We start from the raw sequence: 20,972 nt of genomic DNA, 5'->3' as shown, positions 1-20,972 counted from the left end.
TGAACGGTAGTGACGGTGGGTCAGATGAACTTCTGGGAGGACAGGAAGGCGGCGAGCTGCTTGCCGCCGTCGCCCTCGTCGGTGACGATCGTGCCCGCGGTGCGGGGCGGGCGGGCCGTGGCCGACTCGACGAGCGTCCAGGAGCCGGCCAGGCCGACCTCGTCCGCGTCGATGCCGAGGTCGTCCAGGTCCAGCTCCTCGACCGGCTTCTTCTTGGCGGCCATGATCCCCTTGAAGGAGGGGTAACGGGCCTCGCCGGACTGGTCGGTGACCGAGACGACGGCCGGCAGCGGGGCCTCCAGCAGCTCGGTCGCGGCGTCGCCGTCGCGGCGGCCCTTCACGAGACCGTCCGCCACCGAGACCTCGGAGAGGAGCGTGACCTGCGGCAGGCCGAGCCGCTCGGCGAGCAGCGCGGGCAGCACGCCCATCGTGCCGTCGGTGGAGGCCATGCCGCACAGGACCAGGTCGAAGCCGGTCTTCTCCAGCGCCTTGGCGACGATCGCGGAGGTGCCGATCACGTCCGTGCCGTGGATGTCGTCGTCGTTGACGTGGACGGCCTTGTCGGCGCCCATGGACAGCGCCTTGCGCAGGGCGTCCTTGGCGTCGTCGGGGCCGACCGTGACGACGGTGACCTCGGCGTCGTCGGACTCCTCGGAGATCCGCAGCGCCTGCTCGACCGCGTACTCGTCCAGCTCCGACAGCAGGCCGTCGACGTCGTCGCGGTCGACGGTCAGGTCGTCGGCGAAGCCGCGGTCGCCGGTCGCGTCGGGTACGTACTTCACACAGACAGCGATCCTCAGGGTCACGGCCTGGCTCCTTTCAAACGATCAAGCGGTCAAGTGGGAGGCGGTTACGGGAGGTTGCGGGCCATGACGATCCGCTGGATCTGGTTGGTGCCTTCGTAGATCTGGGTGATCTTGGCGTCGCGCATCATGCGTTCGACCGGGTAGTCGCGGGTGTAGCCGTAGCCGCCGAGGAGCTGGACGGCGTCGGTGGTGACCTCCATGGCGACGTCGGAGGCGAAGCACTTGGCCGCGGCGCCGAAGAAGGTCAGGTCGCCGTCGACGCGCTCGGACTTGGCGGCGGCGGCGTAGGTGAGCTGGCGGGCGGCTTCCAGCTTCATGGCCATGTCGGCGAGCATGAACTGCACGCCCTGGAAGTCGGCGATCGGCTTGCCGAACTGCTTGCGCTCGGTGACGTAACCCTTGGCGTAGTCCAGGGCGCCCTGGGCGATGCCGAGGGCCTGGGCGGCGATGGTGATCCGGGTGTGGTCCAGGGTCTTCATCGCGGTGGCGAACCCGGTGCCCTCGGCGCCGATCATCCGGCTCGCGGGGATCCGGACGTTGTCGAGGTAGACCTCGCGGGTCGGGGAGCCCTTGATGCCGAGCTTCTTCTCCGGCGCGCCGAAGGAGACGCCCTCGTCGGACTTCTCCACCACGAACGCCGAGATGCCCTTGGACCGCTTGTCGGGGTCGGTGACCGCCATCACCGTGTAGTACTCGCTCACCCCCGCGTTGGTGATCCACCGCTTCACACCGTTGAGGACCCAGTCCTCGCCGTCACGGACCGCGCGGGTCCGCATCCCCGCCGCGTCCGAACCGGCGTCCGGCTCCGACAGGGCGTAGGAGAACATCGCGTCCCCCTTGGCCAGCGGCCCCAGATACGCGTGCTTCAGCTCCTCCGAACCGGACAGCACCACCGGCAGCGAGCCGAGCTTGTTGACCGCCGGGATCAGCGAGGACGACCCGCACGCCCGCGCCACCTCCTCGATCACGATCACCGTCGCCAGCGCGTCCGCGCCCGCGCCGCCGTACGTCTCCGGCACGTGCACCGCGTGCAGATCGGCCGCCACCAGCGCGTCCAGCGCCTCCTGGGGGAACCGGCCCTCCTCGTCCACCGCCGCGGCGAACGGCGCGATCTTCGCCTCCGCCAGCGCACGGACCGTCTCCCGGAGCATCTCGTGCTCTTCGGACGGGCGATACAGGTCGAAGTCCTTGCCCATGATCTGGAACTCCCCTAAAGACGCGGTTCGGCGACGCTTGTGGCAACGCTGATGGCACTGAGTACCCTCAGCAAAACACACTCAGTGCCATGATGCCAGTGTCAGCGTGTCCGCGCGCCCGCGGGAAACGTAAATCCCCAGGTCAGAGGGGTGCGGGTGAGCAGGCGAGCGGCCGGCTCAGGGGCCGCTCCTCGGCCGGGTCGTCACCACGACGGCGGCCGCCAGCAGCACCACGTTCTTGACGACGAACTCGCCGACCAGGGTCAGCAGCAGGGGATTGGCGTGCTCGAAGGCCATCCGAGGGGTGAGGACGAGGACGGCGAACGTGCCGCACAGGTGCGCCACGAGGACCGGGAGCGCGCCGCCCAGCGCCCGCCCGGAGACGAGCCAGAGCCCCAGGGCGACCTCGCCCCAGCCCAGCGCCGGGACGATCCATCCGCCGGTCGCGAACGGCATGACGTCGACGACGAGCCGGGCGGCCGGGCTGAGTCCGATCACCTTGAGCACCCCGAACCACACGAAGACCCCGCCGAGGCCGGCCCGGAGCATCGTGAGGCCGTACCGGTGCAGGCGCGGTGCGAGGTGGTCGAAACGTCGCGTGGACGCCGGGGCGGGGGCCGTCCTGCGGACGGGTCTGAGGTGTGGGGAAACGGTCATGCGCGGCATCTCCAAGTCGAGTCGATGCGAGGCGGGATGAGGGGGCTCCGGGAGGGCTCGCCGGCTCTCCGGGGAGCGGGGCACCGGTCGGATTCCGCCGAAGTGCGGCGGGAGCCCGCGAGCGGCTCGGAAGCGCTCGGGACCGCCGAGGGGTGCGCGGAAGTGCGGAGAAGTGCGACGGACTGCGGAGGGGTGCGACGAGCTGCCGAGGAGCGCGGCGACGTACGGACCGGGACGTGCGGGGAGGTGCCGAAGAGCGCGGGAGCGGCCGGTGGGCGGCCGTCGCCGACCGCGGGGCCCACCGGACGAGGGCCGCCTCGCACGGGCTCGGTGACAGGTGCGCGGGGCCCGGGGCGGTGTGCGGCGCCGCCCGCCGGCCGGCCCGTCGGCCCGCCGGTGTCGTGGCCCCACGCTAGCCACCTCCCGAGGGCCACCGCGACGCCCATCGCTTCCTTGCATGCCTGCGATGGAAGAAGCCGATAGGCCGTTGCCCTGCGCGATCAAATCTCGCCAGCCTGAGCACTGTTCGAGTTCGTGTGTGAACCGCGGACCCGGACCGAGTCCGTCCGCTCTCGGTACGATGCGAAGGAATCCCACGGATGTCTCACCGCCCCGACGCCCACCCGACGACCGCCACCGCCGTCCGCGCCCCGCTGACGCGGCGCCGCGTGCTCACCGCCTCCGCCGCCACGGCCGGTGCCCTCGCCCTCGCGGCCCCCGCCGCCCGCGCGGTCCCGATGAGCTTCGAGGCGGAGACCCGCACCGGCAGACGCGCCCCGGGCGCCGGCGCCGAGCCCAGCGTCGTCATCCGCTGGAACCAGGCCACGATGGACGCGATCCTGGGCCGCTACCAGGCCGCCGGCAACCGCTTCGGCCCCGCCACGGTCAACGCCCGCGTCCTGGCCGTCGTCCACAACTGCATCTACGACGCCTGGGCCTGTTACGACCGGGTCGCCTCCGGCACCCGCTTCGGCGGCTCCCTGCGCCGCCCGCGCGCCGAGCGGACGCTCGACAACAAGAACGAGGCCATCAGCTACGCCGCCCACCTGGCCCTGCTCGACTTCTTCCCCGAGTACAAGGTCGCCATCGACTCGATGCTGCGCAGCCTCGGCTACGACCCGGAACTCACCGATCCGCGCCGCAACACCCCTGCCTGGATAGGCCTCCGCACGGCCAGGGCCGTGCTCGCGTACCGCCACGGCGACGGCGCCAACCAGCTCGGCACGCCCCCGTACGCCGACACCACCGGCTACCAGCCGAAGAACCCGCCGCAGACCGCCGGCGCCTTCGACCCGTCCACGGTGGTCGCGGCCGAGCACTGGACTCCGCTGGTCGTCGGCGGCAAGCTCCAGAAGTACCTCACCCCGCAGTTCGCGCTGATGAAGCCGTTCGCGCTCAGCCGCCCCGACCAGTTCACGGTCCCCGCCCCGCCCGCGTACCCCTCGGTGCGGATGACGGCGGCGATCGAGGAACTCATCGACATCAGCGCCCATCTGACGGACGAGCAGAAGTGCATCGCCGAGTTCTGGCTCAACGACGATGTCACCCCGCCCGGCGCCCAGCAGATGTGGGGCCGCTTCGTGTCCGCCCGCGACGGCTACGACGTCGACGAGGACGCCAAGCTCTTCCTCGGCCTCAACATGGCCGAGTGCGACGCGGCCATCGGCTCCTGGGCCGTCAAGCTCCAGTACGACTTCGCCCGGCCGTCCACCCTCATCCCGTACGACCGCCGGGGACAGCAGCTGCGCTCCTGGGGCGGCCCGGGCCAGGGCACCGTCACCATGGACGGCGTCGACTGGGAGGCGTACGTGGCGGTGCCGCCGTTCCCGGCGACCGTCTCCGGGCACAGCACCTTCTCCGGCGCCGCCGCCGAGTTCCTGCGCCGCTTCACCGGCTCCGACCGGTTCGGCGACTCCTACCGCTTCAAGGCCGGCACCTCCACCGTCGAGCCCGGCATCACGCCGCACACCGACGTCGTGCTCACCTGGCCCACCTTCACCGAGGCCGCCGCCCAGGCCGGCATCTCCCGCGTGTACGGCGGCATGCACTGGTCCTTCGACAACGGACCCGGCATCGAGATGGGCCACAAGATCGGCAAGGTCGTCCACCGCCAGGCCCGGCGCTACTTCACCGGCGCCCACCGCTGACCGGCCCCTCCGCCCGACGCACGTCCCCGTCGCACGACCGCCCGCCCCGGCAAGGAGAGAACCCCGTGAGCAACCGGACACAGACGGCCGCGGGCGCGGCCGCCCCGCCGAAGCCGAGCCGCTGGGCGGGCGGCGCCCCGCCCTTCCCCGGCGGCCGCCCGGCCGCCCTGGGCACCCTGGCCACCGTCGTCTCGCTGCTGATCCTGGTGGCGCTCGGCGAGGCCACCGGCCACCTGCTGATGATCGCCCCGCTGGCCGCCACCGCGATGATCATCTGCAGCACGCCGGCGCTGCCCCCCGCCCAGCCCCGCGGCGTCGTCCTCGGCCAGGTCGGCTCCGGAGCCCTCGGGCTCGTCGCCGTCGCCCTGCTCGGCGACTCCCTGTGGGTCGCCGGCCTGGCCGCCGGTCTCACCGTCGGCCTGATGCTCCTCCTGCGGGCCGTCCACGCCCCGGCCGCCGCCACCGCCGTCCTCGCCGTCCTCCAGGACCCGGCGCCGGTCCGCTTCCTCGTCCTGCTGACCGTCGGCAGCGTGCTGCTCGTCGCCGTGGGCCTGGTCGCGTCCCGGACCGGGGTGATCGGCAAGTACCCGACGTACTGGTGGTGACGGGCCCCGCCCCCTTTCCCGCGTCGTCCCTTCCCTCAACGGAGCGCCGATGAACCGTGACAGGCTTCTGGTCACCACCGACCGGATCGACGAGCACCTCTCCGCAGGCACCGCCGGCGACGACCTCGTCCTCGTCGAGATCACCGACGGAGGCAGCCAGGAAGGCCGGATCCCCGGCGCCGTACGCCTCGACTGGAGCGGCGACCTGCAGGACGCCGTACGCCGGGACGTCATCGGCCCCGAGGCCTTCGCCGCCCTCCTCGGCCGGCACGGGATCTCCGAGGACCACACCGTGGTCTTCTACAGCGGCAACAACAACTGGTGGGCCGCCGCCGGGTACTGGCAGTTCCGGCTCTACGGCCACCGCGAGCTCCGCCTCCTGGACGGCGGGCGCGCCCGCTGGGAGGCCGTCGGCGGCCGGCTCACCCACGAGGCGCCCGAGCGGACGCCGGTGACGTACCCCGTCCCCCGGCCCGACGAGTCCGTCCGCGCCCGCCGCGAGGACCTGCTCGACCACATCGGCCGCCACCGGCTGCTCGACGTCCGCTCCCTGGAGGAGTACGTCGGGCGCAGCAACACCCCGCCGGGCGTCCCCGAGGACGTCGGCGTCCGCTGCGGGCACGCGCTCTCGGCGGAGCACATCCCGTGGCACAGCGCCGTCGGCCCCGACGGCACCTTCCGCTCCGACGAGGAGCTGGAGCGCGTCTACGCCGGGGTGGGGGAGGAGGGCACCACCGTCCTCTACTGTCGCGTCGGCTGGCGTTCGGCCCACAGCTGGTTCGTCCTGCACGAGCTGCTCGGCCGCCGTGGGGTGCGCAACTACGACGGCGCCTGGCGGGAGTTCGGCTCCCTCATCGGCGCCCCGATCGTCAACGGCCCGCTGCCGTGGGGCCCCGACGGCATCCCGTCCCTCTTCGCCCAGCGCGCGCCCGGACGCGCGCCCGTCACCTCGGAGGCCACCTCCCGTGCCTGACGTCACCGTGATGCGGAACGTCCTCCGCAGCGGCTTCGACCAGACCGACCTGCCCTGGGTGCCGTGGACCGAACCCGGCCGGGTGGGCGTGGAGTACGTCGTGCTGTGGGGTCCCGACCCCGACGAGGACGAGGACTCCGCCTCCCTGCTGCTGCGCTTCCCGCCCGGCGCGCACGGCGACTTCCACGAGCACCTGGGCCACGAGTTGATGCTCGTCCTCGACGGGACGCTCGACCACAGCGACGGGCGCCGCTTCCACCGCGGCGACCTGGTGGTGGAGGAGCCCGGCACCCGCCACCAGATGTCCAGCGCGGAAGGCTGCACGGTCCTCGCCGTCCGTGCCCGCCCCGCCGCGCCCCGCACGCCGGAGTCCGGCGAGATCACCACCTCGGTGGGCGCGGGAGCCTGACCCCGCCCCGGAGCCGGCCCGGCGGAACACCCGCCGGGCCGGACCCGGCCTGGCCGCGGCCGCCCGGCCCCGGGCCGCCCGGTCGCCGGCGCCCATCGGTTCCGACCGGGCCGGGTCCCGCGCACCCGTACCGCGCCCGTACGCACCTGTCCCGTACGCACCTTCGCCGTACGCACCCGGCGCCTGTCCCGTACGCACCCGGTACCCGCCCCGCAGCTGTCCCGTACCCGTACCGCCCCCGTACCGCACCCGTGCTGTGCGCGGCGACGCGCGTAGCCCGTCACGTGAGAGAGAAGCCATGACCCCGTCCACAAGGCCGCACCCTTTGCGCAGCCCGGAGACCTCCCGTCGGGTCCTGCTCACCACCGGATCCTCCGACGCGCACACCTGGAACCTCGTCCACCTCCAGCTCTTCCTGGAGGAGCACGGGCACTCCGTCCTCAACCTCGGGCCCTGCGTCCCCGACCAGCTCCTCGTCGACACCGCCCGGATGACGACCCCCGACCTCGTCGTCGTCAGCTCGGTCAACGGCCACGGCCACCAGGACGGACTGCGCGCCGCCCGCGCCCTGCGCTCCGACCGCGAGACCCGCGCCATCCCCATGGTCATCGGGGGGCTGCTCGGCATCTCCCCGCAGGGCGCCGAGGAGCGCACCGCCGAGCTGCTCGAAGCCGGCTACGACGCGGTGTACGCCGACGGCACGGCACCGACCGCCCTGCTCCACCACCTCAGCGAGCTGAGAGGCTCGTGTACCGGGCGGGCCGCGGCGTGACCCATCCCGCCCAGCCCCCGCAGCCCCGACACGCCGCGGCCCCCGGCGACCTCGGAACCTTCGTCCAGGAGGCGGCCGCCGCCGGCGAACTCGTCGTCCAGCCCCGCATGGGCATGCTCTCGCCGCAGGAGATGGCCGCCGGAGTCGCCGCCGTCGCCGAGCTGCCCGAACGGACCGTCGCCACCCTCACCATCGACAGCTACACCCGGGTCGGCGACCACGCCGCCGCCACCGCCGCGCTCCGCGCCGGCCGGCCCCTGAACGGCTTCCCCATCGTCAGCCACGGGCCGCAGACCAGCGCCCGGGTCGCCGCCGCGGCGGGCCGCCGCACCCCCGTCCAGGTCAGACACGGCTCCGCCGACCCCATGGCCATCTTCCGCACCATGACCGCGGCCGGCCTCTCCGCCACCGAGGGCGGGCCCGCCTCCTACTGCCTGCCCTACGGCCGCACCCCGCTCGCCGAGTCCGTCGCCGCCTGGCGTGACTCCGTCCAGTACCTCACCGAGGAGAGCCGCGACCACGGCCGCCGCGCCCATCTGGAATCCTTCGGCGGCTGCATGCTCGGCCAGCTCTGCCCGCCCTCGCTGCTCGTCGCGATCTCCGTCCTGGAGTGCCTCTTCTTCGCCGCGAACGGCGCGCGCAGCGTCTCCCTCAGCTACGCCCAGCAGACCCACGCCGGCCAGGACGCCGGCGCCCTCACCGCCCTGCGGATGCTCGCCGACGAGTTCCTGCCGACGGCGGTGGACCGGCACATCGTCCTCTACACCTACATGGGCGTCTATCCGCGGACCGTGCCCGGCGCCCGCCTGCTCCTGCGCCGCAGCGCCGAACTCGCCGTCCGCGGCGGGGCGCAGCGCCTGATCGTGAAGACCGAGACCGAGGCGCACCGCATCCCCACCGTCGAGGAGAACCTGACGGCGCTGCGCACCGCCGCCGACGCCGCACGCGAGGCCCGCGCCCGCGGCCGGCGGCCTGAGCCGGGCGCCACCGACACCGAGGAGATCCTGACCGAGGCCCGCACCCTCGTCACGACCGTGCTCTCGCTCTCCGACGACCTCGGCATCGCCCTGCTCAAGGCCTTCGACCGCGGCCTGCTCGACGTGCCGTTCTGCCTCCACCCGGACAACCGGGGGGAGGCACGCTCCACGCTCGCGCCGGACGGCCGGCTCCAGTGGACCGACCTGGGCTCCCTGCCGCTGCTCACCACCAGCCGAAGGACCATCCCGATGACCTCCCGCCAGCTCTCCGGCATGCTCGGCCGGGTCGCCAGGGAACACGACCAGGCCGCCGAGACCGACCCGCCGCCGGAGCCCTCGCGCCTCACGGCCCCCGCCCCCGGCGGCGCGGGGGAGCCGGCCGAGCCGCTGCGGATCGCCTTCGCCGGCATGGGCCCGCGCGGCCTGTCCGTACTGGAGCGGCTCGCCGCCCGCTGCGCCGCGGACCCGCCGGCCCGGCCGGTGGAGGTCCACGCGGTGGATCCGTACGAGGCGGGGGCCGGTCGGATCTGGCGCACGGACCAGTCGCCGTGGTTCCTGATGAACACCCCGGCCCAGGAGGTCACCATGTTCTCCGGGCCCGCCGACGACGGGCCGCACCGGCCGGGCGCCGGACCCACCCTCGGCGAGTGGTGGGCGCGGGACGACCCCGCTCACGCCGAGCCCGAGGGCTACGCCCCCCGGGTCGTCTACGGCCGCTACCTCGCGTACGTGATGGAGCGCATCGAGGCCACCCTGCCGCCGCCCCTGACCGTGCGCCGCGTCCCGGCCCGGGTGCTCTGCGCCGACCGGACCGGGGACGGCCCGCACCGGCTGAGACTCGACAGCGGCGACGTGCTGAGCGTGGACCGGCTTGTCCTCGCCACCGGCCACCCGGTCAACGAGCCCGACGCGGGGCAGCGGGAGTGGCAGCGGTTCGCCCGTACGCACTCCACCCCCGCCCGCCCGCTGCGGTACGTCCTCGGGGGCTCCGCCGGCGAGATGCCGCTCGCCGACATCCCGGCCGGCGCGTCGGTCGGCGTCCTCGGCATGGGCCTGACCTTCTACGACATCGTCACCGAGCTGACCCTGGGGCGCGGCGGCACCTTCGCCGAGGGACAGGACGGCCTGCTGTATCTGCCCAGCGGCAAGGAGCCCCGGATCCTTGCCGCTTCGCGCAGCGGGGTCCCGCTGCTGACCCGGGGGGCCAACCAGAAGGATCCCTCCCACCGTTACCGCGCGCGGCTGTTCACGGCCGAGCGGATGGCCGAGCTGAGGGCGGGCGGTCCGCTCGACTTCGCGGCGGACGTCCTGCCCTGGCTGCTGGCCGAGGTGAATCTGGTGCTGCTCGCCGGCCGCGTCCGGCAGGCCCACGGGGCCGAGGCGGCGGCGCGGTTCACCGACCGCGCGGGGCGGGCGCTGGACCGGCGCGAACCGCCGGACCTCCGCCTGCTGCGGGATCAGGCCTCCGCCTACGACATCGACCACCGGCCGCTGCACCGGCTCGACACGCTCGCCCGCCCCTTCGCCGGGCGCCGCTTCGGCTCCCCGGCGGAGTTCCACAAGGTGCTCACCGAGTGGCTGCGCGCGGACCTCGCCGAGGCCCGGCTGGGCAACGCGGACGGGCCGCTGAAGGCGGCCGCGGACGTGCTCCGCGACGTACGGCAGACGATCAGGACCGTCGTCGACTTCGGCGGTCTGACCCCCGCCTCGCACCGCTGGTTCCTGGAGGAGTTCGGCCCGGTCGCCGCCATGGTGTCCACCGGCCCGCCGCAGGTGCGCTCGGAGCAGTTCCTGGCGCTGCTCGCGGCCGGCGTCCTCGAACCGGTCGGCCCCGGCGCCCGGTTCGGCGCCGACGCCGGGACGGGACGCTTCACCGTCGAGTCCGCGCAGGTGGAGAACTCCTGGGTGGCCCTCGACGTGCTGGTCGACGCCCGGGTGCCGAGCACCGACATCGGCGCGGACCGTGATCCGCTGATCCGGGGCCTGCTCGCCGACGGGGCCATCCGCCGCTTCGTCAACGCCCCGGAAGCCGACGACGCGTTCGTCACCGGTGGGATCGACTGCACGGACGCTCCCTTCCACCCGGTCCGGGCGGACGGCTCGGTGGACACCGCCACCCATGTGATCGGCATCCCCAGCGAGCACACCCGCTGGTTCACCCAGGTCGGCAGCGGCCGGCCGGGCCCGTGGGGGTCGTTCACCCGGGACGCCGACACGATCGCCGCCGCGCTGCTCGGAGCGGCCTCGTGAACCCGTACGGGCCCGGCGGGGCGGAGGCCGAGGAGGCGTACCGCGAGCACCGGTGGACGGCCGCGCACGAGGAGTACCGCGCCGCCCGTGATCTGCTGCTGCGGCTGCGCGGCGACCGGGAGGCGGCCCGAGCGGCCTTCCGGTGGCCGCGCGCCGAGCACTTCAACTGGGCGCTGGAATGGTTCGACGTCCTCGCCGCGGACAACCACCGGCCGGCCCTGGAGATCCTGGGCCCGCCGGACCCCGGCGACGGCCGGGTCGCCGTCGCCGAGCGGGTCTCCTTCGCCGAACTGTCCGCGCGGTCCGACACGTTGGCCGTGGCCCTCGGGGAGCTGGGGGTCGCCGCGGGCGACCGGGTGCTGGTGCTGCTCGGCACCAGGGTGGAGCTCTGGGAGACGCTCCTCGGCTGTGTGAAGCTCGGCGCGGTCGTGGTCCCCGGCTACCAGGACCTCACCCGGGACGAGGCCGCGGACCGGATCGGCCGGGGCGGCATCCGGCACGTGATCTGCACGTCCGCGCTCGCACCCCTCCTGTCCGGCTCCCCGGTCCCCGGGCTGCGGATCGCGTACGGCACCCCGCCCGGGGAGCGGGGCTGGGTGCCGTACCCGGACACCGGACCGGCCGCCCGGCGGCCCTTCCTGCCCCCGGGCCCGACCCGGGCCGCCGACCCGTCGTTCTGCTACTTCACCTCGGGCACCACCTCGCTGCCCAAGCTCGTGGAGCACAGCCACGCCGGCTACGGCGTCGGCCACCTCTCCAGCCTCTACTGGAGCGGGCTGCGCCCCGGCGACCGGCATCTGAACCTCTCGGCGCCCGGCTGGGCCAAGCACTCCTGGTCCAGCCTCTTCGTCCCCTGGACGGCGGGGGCGACGGTCCTCGCGCCCCCGGACGGCGGCCTTCCGCCCGCCGTCCTGCCCGGCGTGCTCGCCGACCACGGCGTGGAAAGCCTCTGCGCGCCGCCGAGCGCCTGGCGGGCGATGCTGCCGTACGTCTCCGGTGGCCCGGCCGCCCCCCGGCTGAGGGAGGCGACGGCGGCCGGCGAGCCGCTGACGGCCGAGGTCGCGGACGCCGTCGAGCAGGCCTGGGGGGTCAGGGTCCGGGACGGCTACGGCCAGACCGAGGCCACCGCGCTGATCGGCCGCGCCCCGGGCACCCCCGCGGCGCTCTCCCCGCTGGGCCACCCGCTGCCCGGCTACCGCATCGTGCTGCGCGACCCGGAGACGGGCGCCGAGGCGGAGGCGGGGGAGGTGTGCGTGGACCTGACGGAGCGTCCGCCGGGTCTGATGCGGGGGTACGCGGACCGCCCGGACCGTACGGAGGCGGTCTTCGCCGACGGGTACTACCGCACGGGCGACCGGGGCGAGTGGTGTGCGGACGGGTCCCTGCGGTTGCTGGGGCGGCTGGACGAGGTCTTCAAGTCGCACGGCCACCGGATCTCCCCGATGGAGATCGAGGCGGTGCTGCGCCGGCATCCGGCGGTCGCGGACGCGGCGGTCATCCCCTGCCCGGACCCGGCCGGCGGCCTGGCTCCGTACGCCGTCGTCCAGCTCACGGCGGGGGCGGGGGCGGCCAGGGCGGGCGAAGGCGATGGGGAGGAGGCCGGTGTGGCCCGTGTGGAGGAGGAGCTGCTGGCCCTGGCGCGCACCCGCCTCGCGCCGGTCTTCGTCCCCCGGGGCGTGCGCTTCGTCCCCGAACTCCCCCGCACCCGCTCGGGCAAGCTTTGCCGGACGGCCCTGACGGCCCTCGACGTGGGCGACTGAGTACCCCCGGCCGGCGCCGGGTCCCCCGGGGCGGGCCGGACCTCACCCCACCTCCGGGATCGGTCCGCCCCCGCGGGCCGGCCGGGCCCGTCCGCGGACCGCTGTCCACCGCTCCCTCGTTCGCGGGGGCGGTTTCCGGTCGGCTTTCCGTCTCAGGCCGTCGTCGCGGGCTCCCGGTCGACGGACGGGTCGCGCGTGGCGGTGCGCAGGAGGATTTCGGCCACGGACCGGGCGCGTACCGCCGCGTCCGTGGTGCCCTCGCGGAGCGCCGTCACGATGGCGCCGTCGCCGAGGAGGGCGAGCTGGCGGGCGAGCGTCCGGTGGTCCGCGTAGCCGCCGTCGACGAGCAGGCCGTCCAGGACGGCGATGACCTTCTCCTTGTGCTCGGCCGCCACCAGGTGCGCCGGACTCTCCGGGTCCGCCGCCTCGACCATGGTGTTGATGAAGGCGCACCCCCGGAACTCGGCCGCCGCGAAGCGCTCGGCCAGGCCGTCGAAGAGGGCCAGCGGCAGCTCGCGCGGCGGGCGTTCGCTGGCCTCGATCCGTCCCGCGAGCCACCCGCGCCACATGCCGTCGCGGCGTCGGAGCACCTCCACGACCACGTCGTCCTTGCTGGGGAAGTGGCGGTAGAACGACGCGCGGCCCACACCGGATTCGGACAGGATCCGCTCGATCCCGACGGCCCGGATCCCTTCTTCGTAGAACAGACGCTCCGCCGCGCTGAGGAGCCGTTCTTTCGCGTTCGTCGCCATACGAAACGGTACCACTCAGTACCGCGCAGAGTCGCACACCATTGCGGAAGACGGCACTGATCGGTACCGTTCCGATGGTACCGATCAGTTCCGTCTTGGTCCTGCGCTAGGAGAGCTCCATGCCCCGCCTGCCCCAACTGACCGTCGACACCGCCAACGAGGAGCAGCGCGAGCTGCTCGAGGGCACCCTCAAGCAGCTCGGCAAGCTGCCGAACCTCTACGCCTCCATGGCCAACGGCCCGGCCGCGCTGCGCGGTTACCTCGCCATGCGCGAGGCCCTGGTCGGCGGCTCCTTCAGCGCCCGCCAGCGGGAGCAGCTCGCCCTCTACATCGCCCAGCGCAACGACTGCACGTACTGCGTCTCCGCGCACACCCTGCGCGGCGGCAAGGTCGGCCTGAGCGAGCAGGAGCTGCTCGCCACCCGCCATGGCGGCGACGCCGGTGACCCGCACATGGACCAGGTGCTGCGGATCGCCGGGGACATCATCGACACCGGCGGCCGGGTCACCGACGCGGCCCTCGCCGACGCGCGGGCCGCCGGCGTCACCGACGCCGAACTCGCCGAGATCGTCGGCCACATCGCGCTCAATGTGCTGTCCAACTTCTTCAATCACGTTGCGCAACCGGATCTGGACTTTCCGTTGGTCCAGGCCCAGATCGCCGAGTAGAGTCTTCGCGGCCGAGGCAGGGGTGCCGGGCGCGAAGGGGCGCCCGGCACCCCTGTGGCATGTGTGACTGACCGAGTGTGCGACGGACCGGATGGCGTGACCGCCCGACCGGTGCGAGGGACTGCCGCCGGGGGGCGGCGTGGGGGAGTACACGTGGATATCGACGCAAGAACACTCCGGACCTTCCGCGAGGTGACCCTGACCGGGTCCTTCACCCAGGCGGCCCGTCGCCTCGGGTACTCGCAGTCGAGCGTCACCGCGCAGATGCGCGCGCTGGAGAGGCAGGTGGGGGAACCCGTCTTCGAACGGCTGCCCAACGGCGTGCGGCTCACCCGCACCGGAACGGTCATGGGCGAGTACGCGCGGCAGATACTCACCCTGGTGGGGGAGATGGAGGTGGCCCTGCGCCGCCCCGCCGTCACCCCGCCGCGCATGACGGTCGGCATCGTCCCGGCCCTGGCGTACGGACAGCAGCTCGCCCGCGTCACCCACATCGGCCGGCGGCTGCTCTCCGGCGTCCAGCTCGCCCTGCGGGTCATGGGAACGTCCGAGATCCACGAGGCCTTCCGCTCCGGCGCGATCGACGGCGCCCTGGTCCTCACGGTGGTCGACGCGGTCGACCCCGAGGCCATGCTCGCCGACCAGCTGCGGACCGACCGCTCCGACGACCTCACCGAAGTACGGCTCCAGGAAGTCGAGTTCGTACCCGTCACCGGCCGGGGGAACCGACGGTCGGCCGCCCGTCAGGTGGTCATCGCCGACCCCGACTGTCCCTCGCAGCGCTGGCTGCCCGAGTTCCTCCGGCTGCGCTCGGAGGGACCGCCGGAGATCCACGAACTCGGCTCCATGGCGGGCGTCCGCGCCGCCGCCCAGTCGGGCCTCGGCTGCGCCATGCTCCCCCTGGCGCTGGTCTCCTCGCCCCGCGGGGTGACGGGCCTGCGGCCGTTGCCCGGGGTGCCGAAGATGCGCTGGAACGTTTCCCTCATCTCCAGCCGTACGCCCGCCCGCCCCGCCCTCGACTGGGAGAACCTGACGGAGACGCTCCGCCAGGCCACCGCACTGGCCTGCGGCGTCCACCCCGGCCGCCCGGAGGGCCCGGCCATGGTCCCCGCCCTCGACGACGAGCCCACCCTGGACCCCGAACCGGGCGTCCCCACCTGACCGGTGCCGCGGCCCACCGCCCCCCTCCCCGGGCTCAAACCCCGACCGGGCCCGGGGGACACGGGGCGGTGCGCCGCGGCACCTTGAACGCCTGTCGACGTGCGGGACTGGTTCAGTGCTTCCCGAAGTACATGAGTTCCCACAGGGCCGGTGCGCTCACGCTGTCGCGGTCCTCGCCGGGTGTGAGGCGCTCGATGGTGACCCGGCCGGTGAAGCGCAGGTAGGCGCCGTTGAATCCGGCGAGCTTGGCCAGGATCCGCTTGGGGCCTTTGAGGGATTCGATCATGCGGTCTTGGACGATGGTGTTCTCTCGCCGGAAGGTGACCCGAAAGCGTTCGCCGCCTTGGGCGGTGGCGTCGTAGTCGTAGACGAGGAGGTTCGCGACGGGCTTGCCGGTTACCGGGTCGGGCCGTTCGTCGGACTTCGTGAAGCGTACGAGGTTGTCCTGGTCGGCGAGGATCTTGCCGTTCTCGGCGAGCATGAAGAGGGGGATCTCGGCGGAGCCGTACCTCTGCGCGGCGGTGATGTACGAGGCGATCACGGTGTAGTCGCCTGCCTCGGCGCGTGCCCAGTACCAGTGGTGCATGAGGCGGGCCATCTCCGCGTCGCCCCAGTTGTGGTCGTGGTAGCCGGTGCCCGTGCGGGTCTCGGTGGCGCCGTCGACGGTGAGGGTGGCCTCGACCCGGCCCTGGGGGACGGAGGGCAGCCAGGCGAAGCACTTCTGCTTCTCGTCGCCGAACACGATGTGCCCGGTCTTCGGCCGCCAGGAGGGCACCTGCCCGGTGAGGGTGACGTCGGCGACGACGCCGTCGATGTCCGCGTGGATGCGGTAGGTGTGCAGGTCACCGGAGATCCGGTTGTGGCCGATGCGGACGTCGCACCGGTCGGAGGCGAAGTCGTAGTCGCCGGGGTGCGGCAGTGAGGTGCGTTCGACGTGGGTGCCGTCCGGTCGGTCGAGTTCGATGGTGACCACGGGCGCGGGTGGCTGGTCGATGCCCTTGCCCACGCGGAAGTCCTTGGCCATGAAGTTGACGACCAGGGTGGATCCGTCGTCGAGGACGGAGTCGAAGTACCACCACTCGAAGGTTCCGGGGCCGCCGGGGCGGGAGCGGAAGCCGTCCTCCCAGGGTGCGATCTCGCCTTTGGCGATGCCCAGGCGCTGGTAGTCGGCCGGTCGATCGGCCATGCGGCAATCCTCGGTGCCGGACATCGTCCTCGCCTCGTTTCCTTGTGCGGTCGTGCGGTGGCCTGACTGTCGGTACGGCTCATCCGATGTCGACGATGACCTTCCCCTTCGCGCGTCCGCGCTCGACGTAGTCCTGCGCGTCGGCGATCTCGGAGAGGCGGTAGGTCCGGTCGATGACGGCCTTGACCTTGCCCTCGGCGGTCAGGCGGGCCAGCATCTCCAGCGCCGCGCGGTCGGGCCTGAAGAGGGCCCATCCGTAGCCGCGGCGCCGCAGAGCCTGAGCCAGACGCCGGCTGACGAGGGTCGCGGCGGCCCGGGCCCCGCCGCGGAGGAGGCCCTTCTCGTCGACCAGGGGCATCAGTGGATGGACGAGGGTGCCGTAGCCGGCACCGGGCCCGGTGCGCAGGATGGACAGCATCTTCGTCTCCTCCGCCCGGTCGGCGAGGCAGATCGCGAAGTCGAAGTCGTCGAGTTGCCGGGTGAAGTCCTCGGTCCGGTAGTTGATCACCTGGTCGGCGCCCAGCTCGTGGCACAGGTCCATGCCCGCCGGCCCCGCCGTCGTGGCGACGTGGGCGCCGAGCGCCTTGCAGACCTGCAGAGTGACCACGCCCGTGCCGCCTGTGCCGCCCTGCAGGAACACCCGCTTGCCGGCGGCGGTCTCGGGCTTGAAGCCCGCGGCCCGCAGCGCGGCCCACGCGGAGAGGAAGGCGTACGGGAGCGCGGCGGCTTCCGCGTACGACAGGGTTTCGGGCTTGCGGATGACCTGGTCGGCTTTGACCACGCAGTACTCGGCGTACGTGCCCTGCCTCGACGGTTCCTTGGCCCCGAAGACCGCCTCGCCCACGCGGATGCGCGTCACGCCGGGCCCGACCGCCACGACGTCCCCGGATACGTCATTGCCCAGCGTGAGCGGGAAACCGGCGATGCCCCGGAGTTCCATCAGCTTGTGGCCGTAGCCGCCCCGCCTGCGGCAGTCGATCGGATTGACGGAGGTGGCCCGTTGCCGGACGAGGACTTCCCCTTCGCCCGGGGCGGGCACCGGCGCGTTCTCCATGACCTCGAAGACCTCCTGGGCTGCGCCGAAGCGACCGATCTGAGCGGCTCGCATGTGACCCGGAGTCGTGGGTGCGGTACTGGACTGCATAACGGATACGCTAACACCGAAAATGCTTTTTTGGCTACGCCGTACTCATAATGGTGCGCTTCGAGAAGAGGGAGACACCCGTGCCCCCAGAGCCGTCAGCAGTGCCCGGGAGCCCCGCCTGGTGGGCGAGCCGTCCGCCCGCCCCGTCCGCGGGCCGACGCGGGCGACCGCCCGTGGACGTCGGCCGGATCGTCGACACGGCGCTGAAGCTCGTCGACGAGGTCGGGGTGCAGGCACTGACCCTGCGGATGCTGGCCGACGCCCTGGATTCAGGCACCGCGACGCTCTACCGGCACTTCGCCGGCAAGGACGAGCTGCTCGCCTACGTGGTCGACCGGATCCTCGGCGAGGTGCGCGTCAGCCCCGAGTCGCTCGACGGCCTGTCGTGGCGGGAAGCCGTCGAAGTCGGGGCGCAGGCCTTCTACGACACACTGCGTCGGCACCCCCACGCTCTCCCCCTGCTGGTGGCCCAAGTGCCCGTCGGGCCCAACGGCCTGGCCAATCGGGAGCGGATCCTGCGGCTCCTTCACGGCTTCGGATTCCCCGTCGCCCTGGCCGCTCGCGCCTTCACGGCGATCGGCCACTACGTCGTCGGCTTCGCCATTCAGCAACACGGCCCCGGCTCACCCGCGTCCGGAGACGAAGCGCACCTCGTGGACTACTACCGGGCTCTCGACCCGAACACCTACCCGGCCACCATCGCAGCGGCCGATGACCTGACCAACGTGCCGCTCCAGGAGGAGTTCCGGTTCGGCCTGCGCCTGCTGCTCGACGGCCTCGAGCAGACGAGACAAGCCGACGGCGACACACACGCGTGAGGCCGTCGAGGGCCAGAGCAGCACAGTAGACAGTGGACTATCCGGACATCGCGTTGTGGTGGACCTGCCATGCGGGTCCATGCCCTGCCGACAGCGCGAGCTGTAGGGCAGGCCAGGCGGGACTCTCCGGACGCGCCCTAGAGGGCGTCCAGCTCTCCCAGGCCCAGTGTGCGCAAGGTGTGGTTCGCCATCCGCAGGTGGCCGGTCGCGTTGGGGTGGGCCGCGTCGTCGAGCCAGGCGATGGGGTCCGCGTCGCCGTGGTGCTCCCGCCAGTACGCCTCGTGGTCCACGAGCAGCGCGCCGGTCTCCTCGGCGATCTCCCGGACGGCCCGGCAGTACGCGGGAAGCGCGGCGCGGCGCTCCCGGCCCGAGAAGCCGATCACCGCGGGCGTGTGGAGGACGATCTGCGTCGCGGGGCCCACCCCGGCGATGATCCGGCGCATCGCGTCGTGGAACACCGGCAGGCCCTCCTCCCCGGCGAGGCAGTCGTTGGTGCCGAGGGACACCGACAGCACATCGGGCGCGAACCGGCCGACGAGGCGGTCGTGGAGGGCCAGCACGTCGACCGCGCTCCATCCGGAGACGCCGGTGTTCACCACGGTGTCGGTGAGCCGGCCCAGCTGCCAGCGGATCCGCTCGTGGAGGTGCTCGACCCAGCCGCGGGCGCCGTGCGTGTGCAGGACGGCCTGGGTGATGCTGTCCCCCGTCGCCACCCAGGTCATGGGTCCGTCCGACAGCCTGATCATTGCCCGCCCCTCCCGTGCCCGGCCGCCGGGCCTTCCGTGCGGCCGCGGTGTCCCGTCGTCGGGCCATGCTGCCCGGGCAAGATCACCGACGCAACGCCGGGGCGCCCCGACGGCTCAGTCGGAGCGTGCGTCCCGTGCTCCCTCGCTCTCGTCGCCGTCCGCGGCCCCGTCCGCCCGGGCGGCGGCGCGGCGGTACTCGGCGTTGATGCGCTGGGCCTCCTCGAGCTGGTCCTCGAGGATGACGATGCGGCACGCGGCCTCGATCGGGGTCCCCTGGTCGACGAGTTCCCTGGCCCGTGCCGCGACCCGCAGCTGGTAGCGGGAGTAGCGCCGGTGGCCGCCCTCGGAGCGCAGCGGGGTGATCAGCCGCGCCTCGCCGAGGGCGCGGAGGAAGCCGGGGGTGGTGCCGAGCATCTCCGCCGCCCGGCCCATCGTGTAGGCGGGGTAGTCGTCGTCGTCCAGCCGGCCGCCGAGCGCGTCATCCGCTGTCATCTGCACCTCTTCATCGGGAACACGTCGAGGGGCCCCGATGCCGCACGGCACCAGCGCCCCGAGGAATTCAACACCATCCCTCCGTCCCGGTGCCGCGCCGACCTGTGTTTTCGGCCCTGTCTCGCCCCGGGGAGGGACGGAAGGCACCCCGGCCGCACGCCGCCGGGCGTGGCCACGAATAGAATCGGCTTTCATGTCGAAGCCTGACGAGTTGCTCGTTGACATCGCCGCGATGGTGGAGTCCGGGCAGAGCAATCAGATGTCCCTGACCGTGGTCACGGGTGGCACGGTCATCACCGGTCGACTGGCTCCCGAAGCCGTGTGGAGGCAGCGTGTCTCGGAGGTCCTGACGGACTCGGAACGTCTGGGCGAGTTCTCCCGGATCTTCAGTACGTCCGTGGAGACGGGCGGCCCGCCCCGCTATCTGCACTTCCACGTCGCCAGGATCCTCCAGGGCACCGTGGGGATCCCGGAGACGGGCGGGATGTACCGCGTCCTGATCGAGGAGGTCAGCGCGTGGACGGTGGGTGACTTCCGCTACTCCGACCACTGACGCGGCCCGCGCGGGCGTCCCCGCCCGCCGGCCGTACGCGTCGCCGCCACCGCCGTGACCCGAGGGCACGAGGTGGCGGCATACGAGGAGGGCCCGACCGGCGCGCGCCGGTCGGGCCCTCCTCGTATGCCTGCCGGACGCCTCAGAGGGCGGCCGGCGTGCCGAGCAGTACGGACGCCCGCTCCACCGCGCTGCCGAGCGGCGCGGGAGCCACCTCGGGGCGGAGGCGGCAGGTGAAGCCGAGGAGCGTCATGGCCCGCACGACCTCACCGGCGCTGAAGTCGCGGCGGTCCTGGCGGGTGATGACCTCACCCACCTGCTTGACGGGGAAGGTACGACGGCCGATCGTCACGGACTCGCCGGTGACCGGCTCGGGCTTGATGCCCTTCATGGCGTTCAGGACGTCGTTCTTCGTCAGATCGAACGGGAAACGGGCGATGACGCAGCGCATGGGGCCTCACAGGTGAAGAGGGAGACGGCCCGACGGGCCGATGGGGAGGTTCAGGGGGAGAGGGTGAGCACGCCCAGGGCGCAGCCGTGCTCGTCCACGACCGGCGACGCCCCGACCCGCCGGCGGCGCATCGCGTGCTCGGCCTCGGCCATCGGGGTGAGCGGCGAGGTGAAGGGCCCGCTGTCGCCGGTGATCTCGCGGAGCCGGACCCGGTCCGAGTACGCGGAGCCGTCCCGTACGGCGGTGAGCTGCGCCTCGGTCAGCAGCCCGGTGCACCGCCCGTCGTCGTCGCGCACGAGCAGGTGCCCGGCACGCGCACTGGCCATGACGGACAGCGCGACCTCGACGGTCATGCCGTCGTCGACCTGCGGCCCGGCCTCGCTCATGGCGTCGAGCACCGTCCCGGTGCGGAAGGGCGCCGGGTGCGCCGTGGGATGGAACCGCGTCTG

21 protein-coding genes are annotated in these 20,972 nt (G+C 73.1%); 11 read left to right on the top strand and 10 right to left on the bottom strand.

The genetic code is table 11. The features are described from left to right. Positions 1-20: 20 nt before the first annotated feature. The 3 genes from ACZ6RC_RS14155 to ACZ6RC_RS14145 all read right to left on the bottom strand — a co-directional run bounded on the left by ACZ6RC_RS14155 (position 21) and on the right by ACZ6RC_RS14145 (position 2,659). The gene (locus ACZ6RC_RS14155) at positions 21-806 is read right to left on the bottom strand and encodes an electron transfer flavoprotein subunit beta/FixA family protein (RefSeq protein WP_391142001.1); all 786 of its coding nucleotides are present in this window, start codon (positions 804-806) and stop codon (positions 21-23) included. Between the two features lie 44 nt (positions 807-850). Beyond that, entirely contained in the window at positions 851-2,002 is a 1,152-nt protein-coding gene (locus tag ACZ6RC_RS14150; RefSeq protein WP_391142003.1) for an acyl-CoA dehydrogenase family protein, read from the bottom strand. 177 nt (positions 2,003-2,179) lie between these two features. Beyond that, positions 2,180-2,659 (bottom strand): hypothetical protein, encoded by a 480-nt coding sequence (locus ACZ6RC_RS14145; RefSeq protein WP_469582331.1) that lies wholly within the window; start codon positions 2,657-2,659, stop codon positions 2,180-2,182. 599 nt (positions 2,660-3,258) lie between these two features. On the opposite strand from ACZ6RC_RS14145, the gene ACZ6RC_RS14140 reads away from it, so the two are divergent. The 7 genes from ACZ6RC_RS14140 to ACZ6RC_RS14110 all read left to right on the top strand — a co-directional run bounded on the left by ACZ6RC_RS14140 (position 3,259) and on the right by ACZ6RC_RS14110 (position 12,552). After that, positions 3,259-4,806 carry a vanadium-dependent haloperoxidase gene (locus tag ACZ6RC_RS14140; RefSeq protein ID WP_453611941.1) on the top strand — a complete coding sequence of 516 codons (1,548 nt, stop codon included), beginning with the start codon at positions 3,259-3,261 and terminating at the stop codon, positions 4,804-4,806. Positions 4,807-4,871: 65 nt separating this feature from the next. Further along, on the top strand, positions 4,872-5,411 hold the full coding sequence (locus tag ACZ6RC_RS14135) for an HPP family protein (protein ID WP_391142011.1): 540 nt from the start codon (positions 4,872-4,874) through the stop codon (positions 5,409-5,411). 49 nt (positions 5,412-5,460) lie between these two features. After that, entirely contained in the window at positions 5,461-6,384 is a 924-nt protein-coding gene (locus tag ACZ6RC_RS14130; protein WP_391142014.1) for a sulfurtransferase, read from the top strand. Continuing rightward, positions 6,377-6,793, top strand: coding sequence for a cupin domain-containing protein (locus ACZ6RC_RS14125; protein WP_391142017.1), 417 nt, complete (start codon positions 6,377-6,379; stop codon positions 6,791-6,793). The genes ACZ6RC_RS14130 and ACZ6RC_RS14125 overlap by 8 nt, the downstream gene beginning before the upstream one ends. A 325-nt stretch (positions 6,794-7,118) precedes the next feature. After that, complete coding sequence (locus ACZ6RC_RS14120; RefSeq protein WP_453611934.1) at positions 7,119-7,565, top strand: cobalamin B12-binding domain-containing protein; 447 nt, start codon at positions 7,119-7,121, stop codon at positions 7,563-7,565. Beyond that, positions 7,562-10,792: an FAD/NAD(P)-binding protein gene (locus ACZ6RC_RS14115; protein WP_469582324.1), complete on the top strand. Its 3,231-nt coding sequence runs from the start codon at positions 7,562-7,564 to the stop codon at positions 10,790-10,792. The genes ACZ6RC_RS14120 and ACZ6RC_RS14115 overlap by 4 nt, the downstream gene beginning before the upstream one ends. Then, on the top strand, positions 10,789-12,552 hold the full coding sequence (locus ACZ6RC_RS14110) for an acyl-CoA synthetase (RefSeq protein ID WP_469582321.1): 1,764 nt from the start codon (positions 10,789-10,791) through the stop codon (positions 12,550-12,552). The genes ACZ6RC_RS14115 and ACZ6RC_RS14110 overlap by 4 nt, the downstream gene beginning before the upstream one ends. 152 nt (positions 12,553-12,704) lie before the next feature. Here ACZ6RC_RS14110 and ACZ6RC_RS14105 read toward each other — a convergent pair whose 3' ends face one another. Further along, positions 12,705-13,304, bottom strand: a complete 600-nt coding sequence (locus ACZ6RC_RS14105; RefSeq protein ID WP_391142024.1) for a TetR/AcrR family transcriptional regulator — start codon at positions 13,302-13,304, stop codon at positions 12,705-12,707. Between the two features lie 119 nt (positions 13,305-13,423). On the opposite strand from ACZ6RC_RS14105, the gene ACZ6RC_RS14100 reads away from it, so the two are divergent. Both ACZ6RC_RS14100 and ACZ6RC_RS14095 read left to right on the top strand, forming a co-directional pair. After that, the gene (locus ACZ6RC_RS14100; RefSeq protein ID WP_391142025.1) at positions 13,424-13,972 is read left to right on the top strand and encodes a carboxymuconolactone decarboxylase family protein; all 549 of its coding nucleotides are present in this window, start codon (positions 13,424-13,426) and stop codon (positions 13,970-13,972) included. Between the two features lie 153 nt (positions 13,973-14,125). After that, positions 14,126-15,133 (top strand): LysR family transcriptional regulator, encoded by a 1,008-nt coding sequence (locus ACZ6RC_RS14095; RefSeq protein ID WP_391142027.1) that lies wholly within the window; start codon positions 14,126-14,128, stop codon positions 15,131-15,133. A gap of 112 nt (positions 15,134-15,245) precedes the next feature. Here the strand turns inward: ACZ6RC_RS14095 and ACZ6RC_RS14090 are convergent, their stop codons facing one another. Continuing rightward, positions 15,246-16,319, bottom strand: coding sequence for a lipocalin-like domain-containing protein (locus ACZ6RC_RS14090; RefSeq protein ID WP_469582314.1), 1,074 nt, complete (start codon positions 16,317-16,319; stop codon positions 15,246-15,248). A 79-nt stretch (positions 16,320-16,398) separates the two neighbouring features. Next, the gene (locus ACZ6RC_RS14085; RefSeq protein ID WP_469582311.1) at positions 16,399-17,427 is read right to left on the bottom strand and encodes a zinc-binding dehydrogenase; all 1,029 of its coding nucleotides are present in this window, start codon (positions 17,425-17,427) and stop codon (positions 16,399-16,401) included. Between the two features lie 209 nt (positions 17,428-17,636). Here ACZ6RC_RS14085 and ACZ6RC_RS14080 point away from each other — a divergent pair, with 209 nt between their 5' ends. After that, positions 17,637-18,281: a TetR/AcrR family transcriptional regulator gene (locus ACZ6RC_RS14080; protein ID WP_469582308.1), complete on the top strand. Its 645-nt coding sequence runs from the start codon at positions 17,637-17,639 to the stop codon at positions 18,279-18,281. A gap of 137 nt (positions 18,282-18,418) precedes the next feature. On the opposite strand, the gene ACZ6RC_RS14075 is transcribed toward ACZ6RC_RS14080, so the two are convergent. Both ACZ6RC_RS14075 and ACZ6RC_RS14070 read right to left on the bottom strand, forming a co-directional pair. Then, the gene (locus ACZ6RC_RS14075) at positions 18,419-19,027 is read right to left on the bottom strand and encodes an SGNH/GDSL hydrolase family protein (RefSeq protein ID WP_469582305.1); all 609 of its coding nucleotides are present in this window, start codon (positions 19,025-19,027) and stop codon (positions 18,419-18,421) included. A gap of 114 nt (positions 19,028-19,141) precedes the next feature. Next, positions 19,142-19,519 carry a helix-turn-helix domain-containing protein gene (locus tag ACZ6RC_RS14070; protein ID WP_391142031.1) on the bottom strand — a complete coding sequence of 126 codons (378 nt, stop codon included), beginning with the start codon at positions 19,517-19,519 and terminating at the stop codon, positions 19,142-19,144. 193 nt (positions 19,520-19,712) lie between these two features. Between ACZ6RC_RS14070 and ACZ6RC_RS14065 the strand changes: the two genes are divergently transcribed. After that, positions 19,713-20,072, top strand: a complete 360-nt coding sequence (locus tag ACZ6RC_RS14065; protein ID WP_469582302.1) for a hypothetical protein — start codon at positions 19,713-19,715, stop codon at positions 20,070-20,072. 142 nt (positions 20,073-20,214) lie between these two features. Here ACZ6RC_RS14065 and ACZ6RC_RS14060 read toward each other — a convergent pair whose 3' ends face one another. Both ACZ6RC_RS14060 and ACZ6RC_RS14055 read right to left on the bottom strand, forming a co-directional pair. Beyond that, positions 20,215-20,523: an SCO5918 family protein gene (locus ACZ6RC_RS14060; RefSeq protein WP_469582298.1), complete on the bottom strand. Its 309-nt coding sequence runs from the start codon at positions 20,521-20,523 to the stop codon at positions 20,215-20,217. 50 nt (positions 20,524-20,573) lie between these two features. Further along, positions 20,574-20,909 carry a CBS domain-containing protein gene (locus ACZ6RC_RS14055; RefSeq protein WP_469582865.1) on the bottom strand — a complete coding sequence of 112 codons (336 nt, stop codon included), beginning with the start codon at positions 20,907-20,909 and terminating at the stop codon, positions 20,574-20,576. Between the last annotated feature and the right edge of the window lie 63 nt (positions 20,910-20,972).

The sequence above is a fragment of the Streptomyces sp. NPDC048353 genome, assembly GCF_055587165.1.
Note: the sequence above shows the minus strand (reverse complement) of the source record. Positions and strands in the feature narration are given on the sequence as shown.